The sequence below is a fragment of the Bacillus cereus group sp. MYBK30-2 genome (assembly GCF_051915945.1).
In the GTDB taxonomy this organism is placed as follows: Bacteria; Bacillota; Bacilli; order Bacillales; family Bacillaceae_G; genus Bacillus_A; species Bacillus_A paramycoides.
In genome coordinates this window covers 92682-108495 of record NZ_JBQAFR010000004.1, presented here as the reverse complement: position 1 = coordinate 108495, position 15814 = coordinate 92682, and the positions used below count along the sequence as shown (strand labels likewise).

Here is a 15814-nt window from a genome sequence, read left to right as displayed (position 1 = left end):
AAGGAGGAATAACAGTATGGATGTAAAACGTGTGAAACAGATATTATCTTCTTCAAGTAGAATTGATGTTACATATGAGGGAGTACCAGTATGGATTGAGAGCTGTGACGAGCAGAGGGGAATTGCTCAAGTGTATGATGTATCTAATCCTGAAGAAAGTGTTCACGTGGATGTGACGGCTTTAGAAGAGAAGTAATAGAAAAGACGCTTCTAATTTTAGAAGCGTCTTTTTTGTGTTATTCCATCATACTCGCAACTTTTTTAGAGAAGAGAAGGAGTACAAGTCCTAAGACGATAACGATAATACCGATACTTGCAAATACTTCAAGGTATCCTAATGATTGTGTAAAGGAAGCAAGTTTACCAGCTAGCCAGTTAGCCATACCCGTACCAGCTAACCATACTCCCATTAGTAACGATGCTAATTTTACAGGAGCGATGGCACTTACCATTGATAGACCGATTGGTGATAAGAATAACTCACCAATTGTATGGAAGAGATAAGTGATAACGATGAATAATAAGTTTGCTTTTACAGTTATATCTGCTTCATTACTTCCAGTTTTTAGAACTGCTAATGTTAAAACAAGATAACCTATACCTAGTAAAATCATACCAAATGCCATTTTTGTTGGCACTTTTAAATCACCGCGTTTTGTTTTAGAAAGTTTTAACCATAGCATAGATACGAATGGTGCAAGTAGTACGATGAATGCTGGGTTAACTGATTGGAACCAAGATGTTGGAACTTCCCAACCGAAAATTGTACGATCAACAAATTTATTTGTATAAAGTGTTAGAGAACTACCAGCTTGTTCAAATCCTGCCCAGAAGAATACTACGAAACAAGTTAAAATTACAATTGCCCAAGTGCGATTTTTCTCTTGTTTTGTTAAAGGTTTCTTTTCGATTACAGGTTGATTTTTTGATTTTTTACCGACAACTGTTGTTCCCGCTTTACCAAGGTAACGAGGAGCTAATAAGTTGAAAACAATTTGTCCAATAATCATACCGATACAAGCTGCTAAGAATCCGTATTTATATCCCATAACAATAACGCCATTAGCGCTTGTTTTAAAGAAATCTTCTGCTAAAAATCCACAAATAAGTGGAGCGAAGAAAGCACCTACGTTAATACCCATATAGAAGATAGTAAATGCACTGTCACGACGTGAATCATTTTCACCATACAATTCACCTAACAGTGTAGAAATATTTGGTTTGAAGAATCCATTACCAATAACTAATAGTATTAATCCAAGGAATAGTCCTGTTTTTGTATTCATTGAGAATAGTACAAAGTTACCAATTGCCATAATAATTCCGCCGAGAGTAATGGCATGACGTCTTGTAATATAATGATCAGTTAGCCATCCGCCTATAATTGGCATGAAATATACTGCGGCTGTAAAAGTACCATATAATTGCACTGCGACTGCCTTATCAAACCCTAACCCGCCACTAACAGCAGCAGTTGTTAAATAAAGAACTAAAAGGCCGCGCATTCCATAATAACTAAATCTTTCCCACATTTCTGTTAAGAACAACAAATACAACCCTGGTGGATGTTTCTTTGGTGATTGTTGCTCTCCAGCTTTGTCTAATTTTAAAGCTGCATCCATTTTTGTTTCCCCCTAATCCTGTATAACGGATATTTATGTAATCATTTTAATTTACAAAATATTTAGAAGTCAATAGAATTATATGGAAATAGAAAGAAAATTTCTGAAATAATTCATTTTTTCTTCAACCGTTATTGTATTTTTCCCTGAAAACTATATAATAAGCGTTTTCAAATGTAGTATTTGAATTCTAAAAGAAAATAAAATAGTGATTAATCAGAAAATTTAGATTAAAACATCTATTCTGATATAAAGAAAATATATTTTATTTACTTTTATAATATAACATATTGGGAATAAAAATACAAAATGAAATAATGTGACATTTCAGTGAAAGAAAAACAACTAGCCCCAAGAAGAGGGAGCTAGTTAGAGAATGTTATTTAATAAGGCGTTTTTTTATGAAGTCTAGTAGTAAGTTCGCAGTGATCAATTAATTAACAGAAGGAATTGAAAGTAATTCTCATTATCATTGACAATAAGAATTAAGTTGAAATACACTAAAAACGTATCATTATATTGAAGGAAAAGCACTGCATATTATAAAAAGTGAAGCAAAATGGATTGGTTTATTTTTTTGAATCATTGCAGTTTGTATTTGTATTTTTGTAAGTATTATTTTAATGGTGCTAATGAACAGATTATTATTCAAAATGTGCGTCTGCCAAGGCATTTAATTGTGGCTATAGATTGAGTACTTGTCGTGGATTTAATTGGACATACATTTTTTACGTTACTACAAATTCCAGCAGGTGTATTTACATCAGCGATTGGTGCGCAGTATTTTATTTATTTTATAAAAATGGGAATTCATAAAGGGAGATGAATATGCAAAAAGCATTGGAGACGAAACGCTTGACACTGTCTTATGGCGAAACAATTATTATTGATGAGTTGAATTTAGAAATTCCAAAAGGGGAAATTACAATCTTTATCGGTTCTAACGGTTGTGGAAAATCAACTTTATTACGTTCACTAGCTAGATTATTAAAGCCAACAACCGGTGACATTTTGTTAGACAATCAAGCGATTCAAAGTATGCAAACGAAGCAAATTGCTCGTCAAATGGCAATTTTACCGCAAGGGCCACAAGCGCCGGAAGGACTGACAGTATTACAACTTGTAAAGCAAGGGCGTTATCCATATCAAACATGGCTGAAGCAATGGTCAGAAAAAGATGAGGAAATGGTACAAAAAGCGCTTGCTGCAACGGGTATGACAGAATTTGCTGAGCGTGATGTTCATGCCCTTTCAGGTGGACAGCGTCAACGTGCTTGGATTGCAATGACTCTTGCACAAGATACCGATATTATTTTACTGGATGAGCCGACTACATATTTAGATATGACTCACCAAATTGAAGTGTTAGATTTATTATTTGAATTAAACGAAACAGAGCAAAGAACGATTGTTATGGTATTGCACGATTTGAATTTGGCATGCCGTTATGCAGACAACATTGTAGCCATTCAGGATAAACAAATATATGCGCAAGGTAAGCCAGAAGAAGTTGTTGACCAGAAATTAGTTCGTGATGTATTCCGTATGGAGTGTCAAATAAGTACTGATCCGTTATTTGGGACACCACTCTGTATCCCGCATGGAAGAGGAAGACGTATAGTTAAAGAGGCTATTCAGGCGATGAGATAATAAAAAAACGATGAGTGATTCATCGTTTTTTTATTTTTCACAAGAAAATAATAGAAAGAGGGGAATACGTAAGCGGCGTTCGTATTCTTCTTCACTCTGAAAACAATTTCGATTTGGTGAAGCTTCTTTTAAGTTTGTAATTGTAAATCCGGCTTGTTGCAATAATGTAAAATATTGTTCAATTGTCCGATGATATTTAATAACTTCTTGATCAATCCACGGCTCAACTCGTTTCCCTGTTTTAAAATAATCATCGACGAGCCAGCTAGTTCTTTTACCATCCGTTCGCAAGCTTTCAAATGAAGAGGTAATAACGGGATGCTGAACGCTAAAGATAAAAGTTCCATTTGGTTTTAAAGTTTTGTACACATTTTGAAAAATAATATCAAGATGTTCAATGTAATGTAAGGCGAGTCTAGATGTCACTAAATCGAAAGTAGAAGGAGGGTATGTGTAGTCTTTGAGGTTTATAAAATGGACAGTACCATTTTTATTTTCTAGGTGTTTTGTAGCTTTTTCATACATAAGTTGAGAGCCTTCAATGCCGGTGTAAGAGTGGCAATCATTTTCTAATAATTCAACACCAAAATTAGCATCACCACAACCTAAATCGAGAATTTGCTTTCCTTGCACATTACCAATGAGCTGAAAGAATGCTGGCTTTTCAATTGATTCATTCGGGCTATTTTCTCGATATCTTCGTTTCATATATTGTTCAAAAAATGATTCGTTATTATATACATCAGATTCTGTGAATGCCATGTTTGAAGCCCCCCTAAATATTTTTTTTATTCTATCAAATATGAAAAGTAAATGATAGATTTCTTGGAATGAATCATATATAATCTAGAATTGTAAGCGGTTACTTTAAACTATTTTTCTATAATAAATTCTGAAAACGTGTTAAGCTAGTAGAGGGATTATTAGAACTATTAAGACAATAATTCGCTTACATGAACGATGGGAGGCTTCACGATGTCTAGTAAAACACTTGCAAAATTTTTAGAAGAAAATTTAGAGGATTTAAAATCAAAGGGGCTTTATAACGTAATTGATCCGCTTGAAAGTCCAAATGGACCGATTATTACAATTGGCGGAAAAGAATATATTAACTTATCTTCAAACAACTATCTTGGATTAGCGACTGATAATCGCTTACAAGAAGCAGCAATTGGTGCAATTCATAAGTACGGCGTTGGAGCAGGAGCTGTTCGTACAATTAACGGTACTTTAGATTTGCATATCAAATTAGAAGAAACAATTGCAAAGTTTAAACATACAGAAGCAGCAATTGCTTATCAATCAGGATTTAACTGTAATATGGCAGCGATTTCAGCTGTTATGGATAAAAATGATGCAATTCTTTCAGATGAATTAAACCACGCATCCATTATTGATGGTAGTCGTCTATCAAGAGCGAAAATCATCGTTTATAAGCATTCTGATATGGAAGATTTACGCAAAAAAGCAATCGAGGCAAAAGAATCAGGTCTTTACAATAAATTAATGGTTATTACAGATGGTGTTTTCTCAATGGATGGAGATATTGCAAAATTACCAGAAATTGTTGAAATTGCAGAAGAGCTGGATTTAATGACATATGTAGATGATGCACACGGTTCAGGTGTACTTGGCAAAGGTGCAGGCACTGTAAAACATTTCGGCCTTTCTGATAAAGTTGATTTCCAAATTGGTACATTATCAAAAGCAATTGGGGTAATTGGTGGATATGTAGCTGGGAAACAAAACTTAATTGATTGGTTAAAAGTGCGTTCACGTCCATTCTTATTCTCGACAGCTTTAACACCAGCCGATGCAGCTGCTTGTATGAGATCAATTGAAATCTTAATGGAAAGCACAGAGTTGCACGATCGTTTATGGGAAAATGGTCGCTATTTAAAACAAGGGTTAAAAGAACTTGGCTTTAACATCGGAGAAAGTGAAACGCCAATTACACCTTGTATTATTGGTGACGAAGTATTAACACAAGAATTTAGTAAACGTCTAAACGAAGAAGGCGTATACGCAAAATCTATCGTGTTCCCAACTGTAGCAAAAGGAACAGGACGCGTTCGTAATATGCCTACAGCAGCTCATACGAAAGAAATGTTAGATGAAGCAATTCGTAAGTATGAAAAAGTAGGGAAAGAAATGGGTATCATTTAAGTAACGACATCTTTTGAATAGCTTGCAAATGAGGAGTGGGGAAAATGAAAAAAATTCTAGTAACCGGTTCTTTAGGGCAAATTGGTTCTGAACTAGTAATGAAACTTCGTGATGTATACGGTGCATCAAACGTTATTGCAACAGATATTCGTGAAACGGATAGCGATGTAGTAAAGTCAGGTCCATTTGAAACGTTAGATGTAACAGATGGACAAAAATTACATGATATTGCAAAGCGTAATGAAGTGGATACAATTATTCATTTAGCGGCTTTACTTTCAGCAACTGCAGAAAAAAATCCGTTATTTGCTTGGAATTTAAATATGGGCGGACTTGTAAATGCATTAGAAGCAGCACGTGAATTAAACTGTAAGTTTTTCACGCCAAGTTCTATCGGTGCATTCGGCCCATCAACGCCAAAAGATAATACACCACAAGATACAATTCAGCGTCCTACTACAATGTATGGGGTAAACAAAGTAGCAGGAGAATTATTATGTGATTACTACTATCAAAAATTCGGTGTTGATACGCGCGGTGTGCGTTTCCCAGGCTTAATTTCTTACGTAGCTCCTCCTGGTGGCGGAACGACTGATTATGCAGTTGAAATTTATTATGAGGCGATTAAAAAAGGTGCATACACCTCATACATTGCTGAAGGAACGTACATGGATATGATGTATATGCCAGATGCTTTACAAGCGATCATTTCATTAATGGAAGCTGATCCAAGTAAACTAGTGCATAGAAATGCGTTCAACATTACAGCAATGAGTTTTGAGCCAGAGCAAATCGCAGCATCAATTCGTAAACACATCCCGAACTTTACAATGGATTACGCAGTAGACCCAGCTCGTCAAACAATCGCTGACAGTTGGCCAAACTCTATTGACGCAACAGCAGCAATGAAAGAGTGGGGCTTTAAAGCAGAATATGATTTAGACAAAATGACAACTGACATGCTGGCTAAGTTAAAAAAAAAGCTCACAGCTGAGTTAGTGATGAATTAATAGGAAGAGCCGATTCTTAGGAATTGGCTCTTCGTTCTTTTTGAGAGGGGAGAAAAGAGCAACATGCAAAGAGTTGATGTCGTATATGCACTAATACATGACGAAAAAAGAGATACAATATTAATGGTACATAATGTAGAACAAAATGTTTGGTCACTACCAGGCGGGGCTGTTGAAAAAGGCGAAACATTAGAGCAAGCACTAGTAAGAGAAGTGAAAGAAGAGACAGGATTAACAGCTGAGCCAGGAGGACTTGTTGCGATCAATGAAAAATTCTTTGAAGAATCAGGGAATCATGCGCTATTTTTTACATTCCAAGTAAATGTAGTAACAGGTGAACTTTGTGCAGAAGATGAAGGAGAAATCTCCGCAATCGAGTGGGTGGATAGAAAAATCGCGAACGAGCGATTCCCATACTACGATGGAGGGTTCGAATTATTATTAGAAGTAGCCATTCCATACAAGTTTCAACCAGAAACAAAGTAAGTGAATAAAGAAAAAGGAGCCAAATGAGCTCCTTTTTTCTATTCAATCGTTTTCAGTAATAGCTTCTTCAATAGTGGTTTAATCTTCAGGCGTAAATCTTCAGCATGATTTGCAACTAAGAAGTGATGGTTATAAATGTTTTTCATCAATTGATACGTTGCTTCTTTCGCTTCGCCTTCTTCGATGAATATGCCGATTACTTCCATTCCACTTTTACGAGCGAGTTTGACAGCTTCATGTGTATCTAAAATTCCGTCTTGTTGATAGTCTAGTGCAGAAGGTTCACCATCTGTAAAGACAAGTAAGAATTTATGCTTTTCTGGTCTCTTCGCAAGCTTTTCAGAAACGATACGAATAATATACCCGTCACGGTTATCTTCTTCTTCACGAAGTTGCATAATTTCTGGACCGACGTTTGGTAATGTTGAGTTTTTATACGTCACAACCTCATGGATAACGTTCGGTTTATCTTCAGGTTTAGCACTAGAAGCATCTTCCCAAAATCCGCTAATAGCGTGTGGGATTTTTAAAGATTTTAAAGCTTCATGGAATAGTACAACACTCTTTTTCGTTTCTTCCATTTTGTTATACATAGAGCCAGAGCAGTCAACTAATAGTTGGAATGCAACGTCAAGTTCTTGAGATTCTTGTCCCTTTTTATAAAACATGCGCGGCTGTTTTTCTGTATAAATACGAAGGAATTTTTTACGAAGTCTTCCGTAATATTTATCACTATTTGCATTCGTTTTGTTTTCAATCGTTTTTTCGATAATTTTCTTTAATTCTTTTACATCTTTATTAACGACTGATTTGATGACTTGGTAATCTTTTTTCTCATCAGGATTTGGTTTACGGGCTTCTTTAAACGTATGAGAGGCACCGACATTATATTTGCCGTATACGCCTTCGTTCTGACTAGAAGCGTGAGAAGCTCTTGCTTCTTCTGTATCAGCACCATCGAAGTTAGATTGCGTACTTTTTTGAGAAGTACCTTGTACAGAACCAAGTGCTTGATCACCATCGTCTGATTCGCGAGCCGTATCACCCATCATGTTTGTTTTTGTGCCGCTTTCTAATTCGAAGCGTAAAAAGTTCTCGTTTTCGTTATTTTTATTTTCACGATGCCATGTGGAGAAGCTTTCATCCATTTTGTTTTTATTATCGTCATCATCTATGATTTGAGTATCATCATTTGCTAATTCTTCGACGCGGCAGTTCTTTTCATCTGCAATAACAGATAAATAAAGCGGAGCATGTCCGAAATAGTTGTTAATCATATCAGTTTCAAGAAGACTTTCTAGGCGATAACGAATTTTTTCAACAATATACATAATATCTTCCGTATTACGAGTTTGGAATGTTTCATGTAAAATCGTTTCAATTTGCTCAAAATATTCATTATTAAACATTTCATATTTATCGCTCGTTAATGAAAGATAGCATAGACAAAATAGACGATCACCGTGATAGTTACGAACGCGATTTATTTCATTTTGTGAGCCAAAGTAATTGCGGTACATTTCTTTTCGGCGCTTAAAAATATGCTTTGTGCCAGGACGTAAACTTTTGACGATTTCCTCGACACGTAAATCTTCTAATAGAACAAATAATTGTGTTAAAAACTTTTTTAGAGGAGATTCTTGTAATTCGATTGCGTAAGAGCGAATTAAAGTCATGTCCGAGTAATGTTTATTGCCAAGTGCTTTTAAAAACACTTCGCTTTTTAATCCGATTACTGTATCCTCTTCTTTTCGATCATCCCAAAAGTGACTAATGACAACCTTTTTTTCAATTTCGTCGTAGTATGCTTTGTAGCCATACTCAAGATAGGCATCGTCTTCTTTTAGAAGGGCATACATTAAGTTTTCCATTTGCAAAAACAGCGACGCATCAATTTTTTTGTCACTAAAAATTTGTCTCATGAATTATCCCTCAAAGAAATAACTTTCTGCTAATTCACGGACAGTCATTTGTTCTGTTTCATCATTTAATTTTGCGATAATGCTACGTTCAATTGCACGCATAACAGGAATATATACACCTAAATCACATGCGTCGATAATACCACGAATACTCGCTGCTTCTTCACTTACGCGTCCATCACGAGCTAAAGGCATAAGATCGCTTGCGAATGCAACGAACTTTTCAATTGTTGCAGTATCTTTCAATTTTGATTCTGCTAATAATAGTTCTTTTAATGTATCACCTTGAATGTAAGGAACTTCAATAATAACGAAACGGTTTTTTAATGCTTCGTTTAGTTCGCTTGTCCCAACGTAGCCTTCGTTAATCGCAGCAATTACGCGATATTCGTCATCACCGTATACAACTTCTTGTGTAAATGGGTTTGTAATCATTTTACGGTAATCTAACGCACCGTGAAGAAGTGGTAATGTTTCAGGTTTTGCCATATTGATTTCATCAATATATAGGAAATGACCGCTCTTCATTGCCTTCATAAGAGGACCGTTAACGAATGTAACTTCAGATGCGCCGTCTTTTGTTTGTAATGTGTTGTATCCTAAAATACCTTCTACATCTAAGTCGATAGAACAGTTAATGCTGTGCATTGGTTTTTGGAATAAAGAAGAAAGGGTTTCTGCTAGTACTGTTTTACCACTACCAGTTGGTCCTTTTAATAGAATATTTTTACCAAGAAGAAGTGCTGTAATTGCATCTTCAATAATGCTATTATCAGATGCCTTATATATTTTGTTTCCAATTAAATGTGCATTTTCGCCAGCTTCTTGTTTGTTTTTTTCGTGAATTGCTGAAAGCTGTTGTTTTAAATCAGCATGTATATGAAATTGTTCTAACATGTATTTCCCACCTAACATTATTTTCATAAAGTAATACACCTTATGATAACTTGTTTTAATATGGTATGCAAAGAAAAGGAGAGAGGGGAAATATAAAAAAAAAGCAATCAATATTATATTGATTGCTTACAGTAATGGAGAAATGAGTCGCATGAAAGACTCTAATATTCGTTTTTTTATACTTCTTTTTTGGAACGAGTTCCATTTAATTTCAGTGGCATGCTTAAAATCTTCTTCAAAATCGTGCTTAATATCATGAACCGTTTCTGATTCGTAAAGTACACTAATAATTTCATAATTTAATTCAAAGCTACGTACATCCATATTTGCTGTTCCAATTGTTGCGATTTTATCATCAACGATTACAATTTTCGCATGCATAAAACCATCTTTATAACTGTAAATGGAAGCACCAGCTTTTAAAAGTGGAGTGAAATAGGATTGAGATGCTTGATCACTAATAATACTATCACTTTTACCTGGATATAAAATGCGTACATCTATGCCGGATATTGCACTTAAGCGTAATAATGTTAAAGTTTCTTGATCTGGAATAAAGTATGGTGTAGCGATCCAAATAGATTTTTTGGCAGAGCCCATAACAGCTAGTAATGTATTACGAATACTTTTATCATCGGAGCTTGGTCCACTTGCTACAATTTGAACAGCACCTTCTGCATTTGAAATTTCTTTACCAGGGAAGTATTGTCTATTCATAAATTGATCCCAAGAATACGTATTCAACCCACTAGAGGCATAAAGCCAATCTTCTAAAAAGATTGCTTGTAATTTATATAATGCTTTTCCTTCTATTTTTAAATGACTATCACGCCAAACAGGGAATTTCTTTGAACGGCCGAGATATTCGTCACCGACGTTGAGTCCTCCAGTAAAACCAATTTCTCCATCTACAATAACAATTTTTCGATGGTTACGATAATTGACTGTTTCAAGTAACCAGGCTGAAAAAATAGGGTCAAATTCTACAATTTCAATTCCGGCTTCTTTCATAGGCTGTAAAAACCGTCTTCTTAAAGTATTACTTCCAAGTCCATCATAAAGGAACCGTACAATAACACCGTCTTTTGCTTTTTTTATTAAAGCATCTCGAACTTTTGTACCGATCTCATCAGATTTATAAATATAGTATTGAATATGTATATGATGTTTTGCATGCTCTATGGCTTGTAGAATTTCTGAAAATGTTTGATCGCCGTTTGTTAAAAGTTTTGTAGTCGTTCTATCTGCGGCAGGACCGCCTCCGAATTTTTGTACGACTTCTGTTAAATGTGCAGAACGTTCACTTAATGGAACTGTGAGTGATAATTCTAGTCGTCTTCCTTCTAAAATTTCACGGAATAATTTTCTTTGTTCTTCTGAACGATGGAGATGTTTTTTTCTTCTCCAACGGCTACGCCCGAAAACGGAGTATAAAAGCACACCTACAAAAGGAAGAAGTGCTAATACTAAAAACCACGCTAAGGTACTTTGTGGAGATCTATTTTCTATAAAAATAACGAATGAAATTCCTATGATTGTGATGGACCACAGAGCACCGACAAATGTATATACCGAAATATACGATGTATTTATCAAGAAAAGAACGATAGATACGACTGTAAATATTAATAATAATTGAATGATAGGTTTCTTCATTTCTATAAAATTCCTCTAATCTTTCTTAAATATAGACTTCTTATATAAAAGGTGTAATCCGACATTCTTATTATAAAGTGTTTTGTTTTTTTTACAAAATATAGACATTTCCCCCATGCTTTCCGCATTTGTCCTACATACAGTATATTGTTACGTTTTTATATAGAAAAGGAGATGAAGCAAAATGAACTATATAGGAAATGATGGCGGATATTATCGTAATCATCATGGGGGTGGAGGGCATCATCATGGCGGACATAATTATCACGGAGGACACAACCATTATGATCACCACCATCATCACGGTGGTGGATGGGGCTGGGGTGGCGGCTCGTGGGGAGGAGGAGGATTTTTTCCAGGAAGTTTTGCAGGAGGAGTATTAGGAGGGCTTACGGCTGGAGCATTAACAAGTACAGCTAGTGGTGGATATTATCCAGCGCCATATCCGGTAACTTATCCTGCACCGTACCCAACACCATATCCAGTTTATCAACAAACATCGCACCCGTATTATTAGACTAAAAAAGAGGATATCCTCTTTTTTAGTCTAATAATGTATTTATTTATAAAATATTTCCAAAAATAAGGTGGAAATATGTTAATATTTTATTATTGCAATTCAATGATTAAATGACGATATAAATCAATGAATTAATATTATAATATATTTTTATATTCTAATATAAATTATGCTATTTGTAGGTAGTTAGATTTATACCTCAATGATTCATGAAAGCATAGGGTTAGGTGATAGGCAGCTAATAAGTAGTAGGGAACGGAAAGTGGTAGGGATTAAGTTTTTACTTTATAAATGAATAGAATGTAAGAAGAATATTGTATAATAAGGTCAGATAATCAGAGAGGAAAGAACTCTCTAATATAATTAAAATAGCACTATATTGCTTTTTCTGATAAATAATATTATGTTATTTTAATCGGCCTATTTTTAAAAAAATTGTGATTAATGTAAAGGCATATTAGTTAGAAAATGAAATATCTCTATTTCTATGAAGAGAAACAAGTTGTGTTTTAGCCAGATAGGAAGCAAGGAGAGGTGCGCATGCTAGAACAAAGAGGTCATGCATTATATGACTCTTCATTGCGAGATTTAAAATTAGCATTAGATGAGTCTTCAATTGTTGCTATTACAGATCGAAATGGTCTTATTACATATGTAAATGATAAATTTTGTAAAATCTCAAAATATAAAAGAGAAGAGTTAATCGGAAAAGATCATCGTATTTTAAATTCGGGATACCATCCGAAAGTATTTTTTAAAAATTTATGGAAACGTATTTTGAGTGGAAAAGTCTGGACAGGTGAAATTCGAAATCAAGCAAAAGATGGTACATATTATTGGGTTAAAACAACAATTGTTCCATTTTTAAATGAAACAGGAGAACCTTATCAATTTATTGCGATTCGAAATGATATTAGTAGTAGGAAAGCGACGGAACAACGTTTACGATTAAGTGAAAGCCGCTATAGGGAACTTGCTTATCATGATGCTTTAACGAGTTTACCAAATCGTTTGCAGTTAATAACGACTGTAAATGAGATGATTGCAGAGAAACAAGAGTTTGGCATGATTTACTTTGATTTAGATCGTTTTAAATTAGTAAATGATACGTTAGGTCATATGATAGGAGATTTACTTTTAAGTGAGGTGGCCTCACGGTTACATTATGTGCTAGGAGAGAAAGATGTTCTAGCTAGGCTTGGTGGAGACGAATTTGTTCTACTAACAAAAAATCATACACAAGATGAGATGAGACAATTAGCGACATCCGTATTATCGTGCTTTCAAGCACCATTTATGCTTGAAGGTCATGAAGTATATATTTCTGCTAGCTTAGGACTATGCTCATATCCACAAGATGGAAAAGATGTTGAAACATTATTGAAAAATTCGGATTTAGCCATGTATAGTGCAAAGGAGCAAGGAAGAAATGCAGCGTGCTTCTTTACAGATGAATTACGTGCGGAAATAAATCGTAGAATGAAAATAGAGTTTGCTTTGCAAAAAGCGATTCGCGACGAAGAATTAAAAGTGGCATTACAGCCGATTATTGATTTGAAAACAAAGAAATGTACTGGTGTTGAGGCTTTAGTACGTTGTACGACAGAAGAAGGTCCTATTTCACCAAGTGAATTTATCCCTGTAGCTGAAGAGTGTGGGCTTATTATAAAACTAGGAGACTGGGTATTAGAAAAGTCATGTCGATTGTTTAAAACCTTACCAGAGTATCAAGAAGGGCTGAGATTATCTGTTAATTTATCAATACAGCAATTGATGCAAAAGCGTTTTATTTTATCTGTTCGTAGTATATTAAAGCGAACTGGATTTCCACCGAATCGTTTAATATTAGAAATAACAGAAAGTATAGCTGTACGCCATTTTGATTATATTATTGCTACATTACAAGAATTAAGAAGTATGGGAGTTTTAATCGCCTTAGACGATTTCGGAACAGGCTATTCTTCATTATATTATTTAAAACAACTCCCACTTGATATTGTAAAAATCGATCGTAATTTTATTCGGGAGTTTCATTATGATCACGCACAACCAGAGAGAACGATTGTGAAATCCGTTATTGAAATTGCTCATAGTTTAAATTTAGCAGTAGTTGCTGAAGGGGTAGAAACGGTAGAACAAGAAAGCTTATTGAAATCAATGGGGTGTGATTATGTACAGGGGTTTTATTATGCAAAACCTTTAACGGTAGGAGAGCTAAAAGAAAAGTTAATAAACGATTTTTGATAAAGAAAGAGAAGCGGAAAGCTTCTCTTTTTTTATTAGTTTTTTTGTGAATCTTTCATTAAAACTGGATAAAGAATAAGACCTAATACAAACAAACCAATTCCTAAGAAGAACGTTTTTAAATCAGCAGTTCCCGTTTTAATCACCCAAATGGAATATAAAAATGCTAATGCAGTAATGATTCCATCTTTTACTCGAGAGCCAGGCATTATGTCATACGTTTCTCCCGTAATAACTAACTTTAATTGGTACAAGGTAGAAACAAGGTATGGGATTAAAAATGCTAATGTCGCTACAACAATAGCGAAATTATATGCTTCTGAAACAGTACCAGAAATTGTTGAAAACAAGAAAATTTGTGTCATCACATTTGTAATAAATAATGATTTTGAAGGACTTCCTTTTTTATTCGTTTTTCCGAAAACCTTAGGGAAAAGTCCATTTTTTGCTGCTTGGTAAGGCACTTCTGAGCTAACAACGATCCAGCCTACAGTAGATCCAAATAAAGATACGAGCGCAAGTAGTGCCATTATATAAGCACCTTTAGTACCAATTGCTAAATTTAACGCATCTACTAATGGCTTTTGAGACTCTTTTAAAGCATCTTGTGGAAGAGCACCCATTGTCAGTAGAGTAATTGCCATGTAAATAAGAAGAGCGATAATCAATCCGAAAATCGTAGCTTTCTTAACATCGCGCTGAGATTTTGCGCGGTTAGAAAGCATAACGGCTGACTCAATGCCGATAAAGGCCCAAAGTGTTGCAATAGCAGCTGAATTGATTTGTCCACCTAACGAAATAGATTGTCCAGCTTCATTCATAAATGTTTGACCGTCTCCGAAGTTAGAGACATTAAAAATAAATAATGTAATAACAATAAACATTGTAAATCCGATAATCTTTGCAATGGTAGCAAGAAGGTTCATATTTCCAGCTCTATCAATATTTTGAGACAGAATGTATTGAATCCCCCATAACATAAGGCTACATACCATGAAAGTTAATCCTTTTCCAAGCTCTAGTGAAAATCCGTTTATTGAAAAGAGAACTTGCTTACTTTGTAAAACTGGAAAGAAGGTTGATAAATATCCGGCAAAGGAAATAATAACAGATGCCGTGGCAGCCCAGTTAGCAGCCCAGTATCCCCAAGCCATACTATATCCTGCAACTTTACCTGCCTTTTGAGAAGGAAACATTGCTTGAGCATAACTTTGTGGTCCGGCTTTTAATTCTGGCTTGCGAATTGCTAAATTTCCGAATACGAGTGCAATCATAAATACACCAAGTCCTGTAATACTCCATGCGAGTGTAGATCCCATTGGACCTGATACTTGTGCTAAATTTGCTGGGAGCATAAATACACCGCCCCCAACCATATTCCCGATAACAAAAGCTGTTAAAATCCATAATCCCCATTTTTTCGTTTCCATTTTTGTTAACTCCTTTGTAGTAAGTTTTGCTTAAACATCATTTTTTACTAGCTTTTTATGCAATAAAAAAAGAGCCATGTAGATAAAAAATACCTACATGGCTCTTTGCCAAAGCGTAGGTACAATGGGAATAACCCTTGTACCTACGCGTAATTTTTCCGCTAGGTTTCAAGGGTTAAGTATGATGATGATGTTTTTGTGCAAATGTAAC

Annotated in this window: 14 protein-coding genes; 8 read left to right on the top strand and 6 right to left on the bottom strand. The window is 35.0% G+C overall.

All coding sequences use genetic code 11. From position 1 onward, the window contains the following. Positions 1 to 16: 16 nt before the first annotated feature. On the top strand, positions 17 to 196 hold the full coding sequence (locus ACTFQM_RS21940; protein WP_025149782.1) for an acid-soluble spore protein H: 180 nt from the start codon (positions 17 to 19) through the stop codon (positions 194 to 196). Between the two features lie 40 nt (positions 197 to 236). Here the strand turns inward: ACTFQM_RS21940 and ACTFQM_RS21935 are convergent, their stop codons facing one another. Next, complete coding sequence (locus ACTFQM_RS21935) at positions 237 to 1622, bottom strand: peptide MFS transporter (protein ID WP_440036262.1); 1386 nt, start codon at positions 1620 to 1622, stop codon at positions 237 to 239. A 703-nt stretch (positions 1623 to 2325) separates the two neighbouring features. On the opposite strand from ACTFQM_RS21935, the gene ACTFQM_RS21930 reads away from it, so the two are divergent. Both ACTFQM_RS21930 and ACTFQM_RS21925 read left to right on the top strand, forming a co-directional pair. Continuing rightward, positions 2326 to 2448: a hypothetical protein gene (locus ACTFQM_RS21930; protein ID WP_269431809.1), complete on the top strand. Its 123-nt coding sequence runs from the start codon at positions 2326 to 2328 to the stop codon at positions 2446 to 2448. A gap of 2 nt (positions 2449 to 2450) precedes the next feature. Then, on the top strand, positions 2451 to 3272 hold the full coding sequence (locus ACTFQM_RS21925) for an ABC transporter ATP-binding protein (RefSeq protein ID WP_327903112.1): 822 nt from the start codon (positions 2451 to 2453) through the stop codon (positions 3270 to 3272). Positions 3273 to 3302: 30 nt separating this feature from the next. On the opposite strand, the gene ACTFQM_RS21920 is transcribed toward ACTFQM_RS21925, so the two are convergent. Further along, positions 3303 to 4034, bottom strand: coding sequence for a class I SAM-dependent methyltransferase (locus ACTFQM_RS21920; protein WP_440036260.1), 732 nt, complete (start codon positions 4032 to 4034; stop codon positions 3303 to 3305). 213 nt (positions 4035 to 4247) lie between these two features. Here ACTFQM_RS21920 and ACTFQM_RS21915 point away from each other — a divergent pair, with 213 nt between their 5' ends. The 3 genes from ACTFQM_RS21915 to ACTFQM_RS21905 all read left to right on the top strand — a co-directional run bounded on the left by ACTFQM_RS21915 (position 4248) and on the right by ACTFQM_RS21905 (position 6934). Next, on the top strand, positions 4248 to 5438 hold the full coding sequence (locus tag ACTFQM_RS21915) for a glycine C-acetyltransferase (protein WP_002174837.1): 1191 nt from the start codon (positions 4248 to 4250) through the stop codon (positions 5436 to 5438). A 44-nt stretch (positions 5439 to 5482) separates the two neighbouring features. Further along, positions 5483 to 6448 carry an L-threonine 3-dehydrogenase gene (locus ACTFQM_RS21910; protein ID WP_440036259.1) on the top strand — a complete coding sequence of 322 codons (966 nt, stop codon included), beginning with the start codon at positions 5483 to 5485 and terminating at the stop codon, positions 6446 to 6448. A 63-nt stretch (positions 6449 to 6511) separates the two neighbouring features. Beyond that, a complete protein-coding gene (locus ACTFQM_RS21905; protein WP_440036257.1) occupies positions 6512 to 6934 on the top strand; it encodes an NUDIX hydrolase in 423 nt (140 codons plus the stop codon). A gap of 38 nt (positions 6935 to 6972) precedes the next feature. Here the strand turns inward: ACTFQM_RS21905 and ACTFQM_RS21900 are convergent, their stop codons facing one another. From ACTFQM_RS21900 to ACTFQM_RS21890, 3 genes are all read right to left on the bottom strand, one after another. Further along, entirely contained in the window at positions 6973 to 8856 is a 1884-nt protein-coding gene (locus ACTFQM_RS21900) for a vWA domain-containing protein (protein WP_440036256.1), read from the bottom strand. 3 nt (positions 8857 to 8859) lie between these two features. Beyond that, positions 8860 to 9753: an ATP-binding protein gene (locus tag ACTFQM_RS21895; protein WP_440036255.1), complete on the bottom strand. Its 894-nt coding sequence runs from the start codon at positions 9751 to 9753 to the stop codon at positions 8860 to 8862. 126 nt (positions 9754 to 9879) lie between these two features. Further along, positions 9880 to 11409, bottom strand: a complete 1530-nt coding sequence (locus ACTFQM_RS21890; protein WP_440036254.1) for a cardiolipin synthase — start codon at positions 11407 to 11409, stop codon at positions 9880 to 9882. A gap of 184 nt (positions 11410 to 11593) precedes the next feature. Between ACTFQM_RS21890 and ACTFQM_RS21885 the strand changes: the two genes are divergently transcribed. Both ACTFQM_RS21885 and ACTFQM_RS21880 read left to right on the top strand, forming a co-directional pair. Continuing rightward, entirely contained in the window at positions 11594 to 11926 is a 333-nt protein-coding gene (locus tag ACTFQM_RS21885) for a hypothetical protein (protein ID WP_440036253.1), read from the top strand. Between the two features lie 543 nt (positions 11927 to 12469). Continuing rightward, on the top strand, positions 12470 to 14173 hold the full coding sequence (locus tag ACTFQM_RS21880; RefSeq protein WP_440036252.1) for a putative bifunctional diguanylate cyclase/phosphodiesterase: 1704 nt from the start codon (positions 12470 to 12472) through the stop codon (positions 14171 to 14173). Positions 14174 to 14208: 35 nt separating this feature from the next. Here ACTFQM_RS21880 and ACTFQM_RS21875 read toward each other — a convergent pair whose 3' ends face one another. Next, positions 14209 to 15603, bottom strand: a complete 1395-nt coding sequence (locus ACTFQM_RS21875) for an amino acid permease (protein WP_002174845.1) — start codon at positions 15601 to 15603, stop codon at positions 14209 to 14211. Between the last annotated feature and the right edge of the window lie 211 nt (positions 15604 to 15814).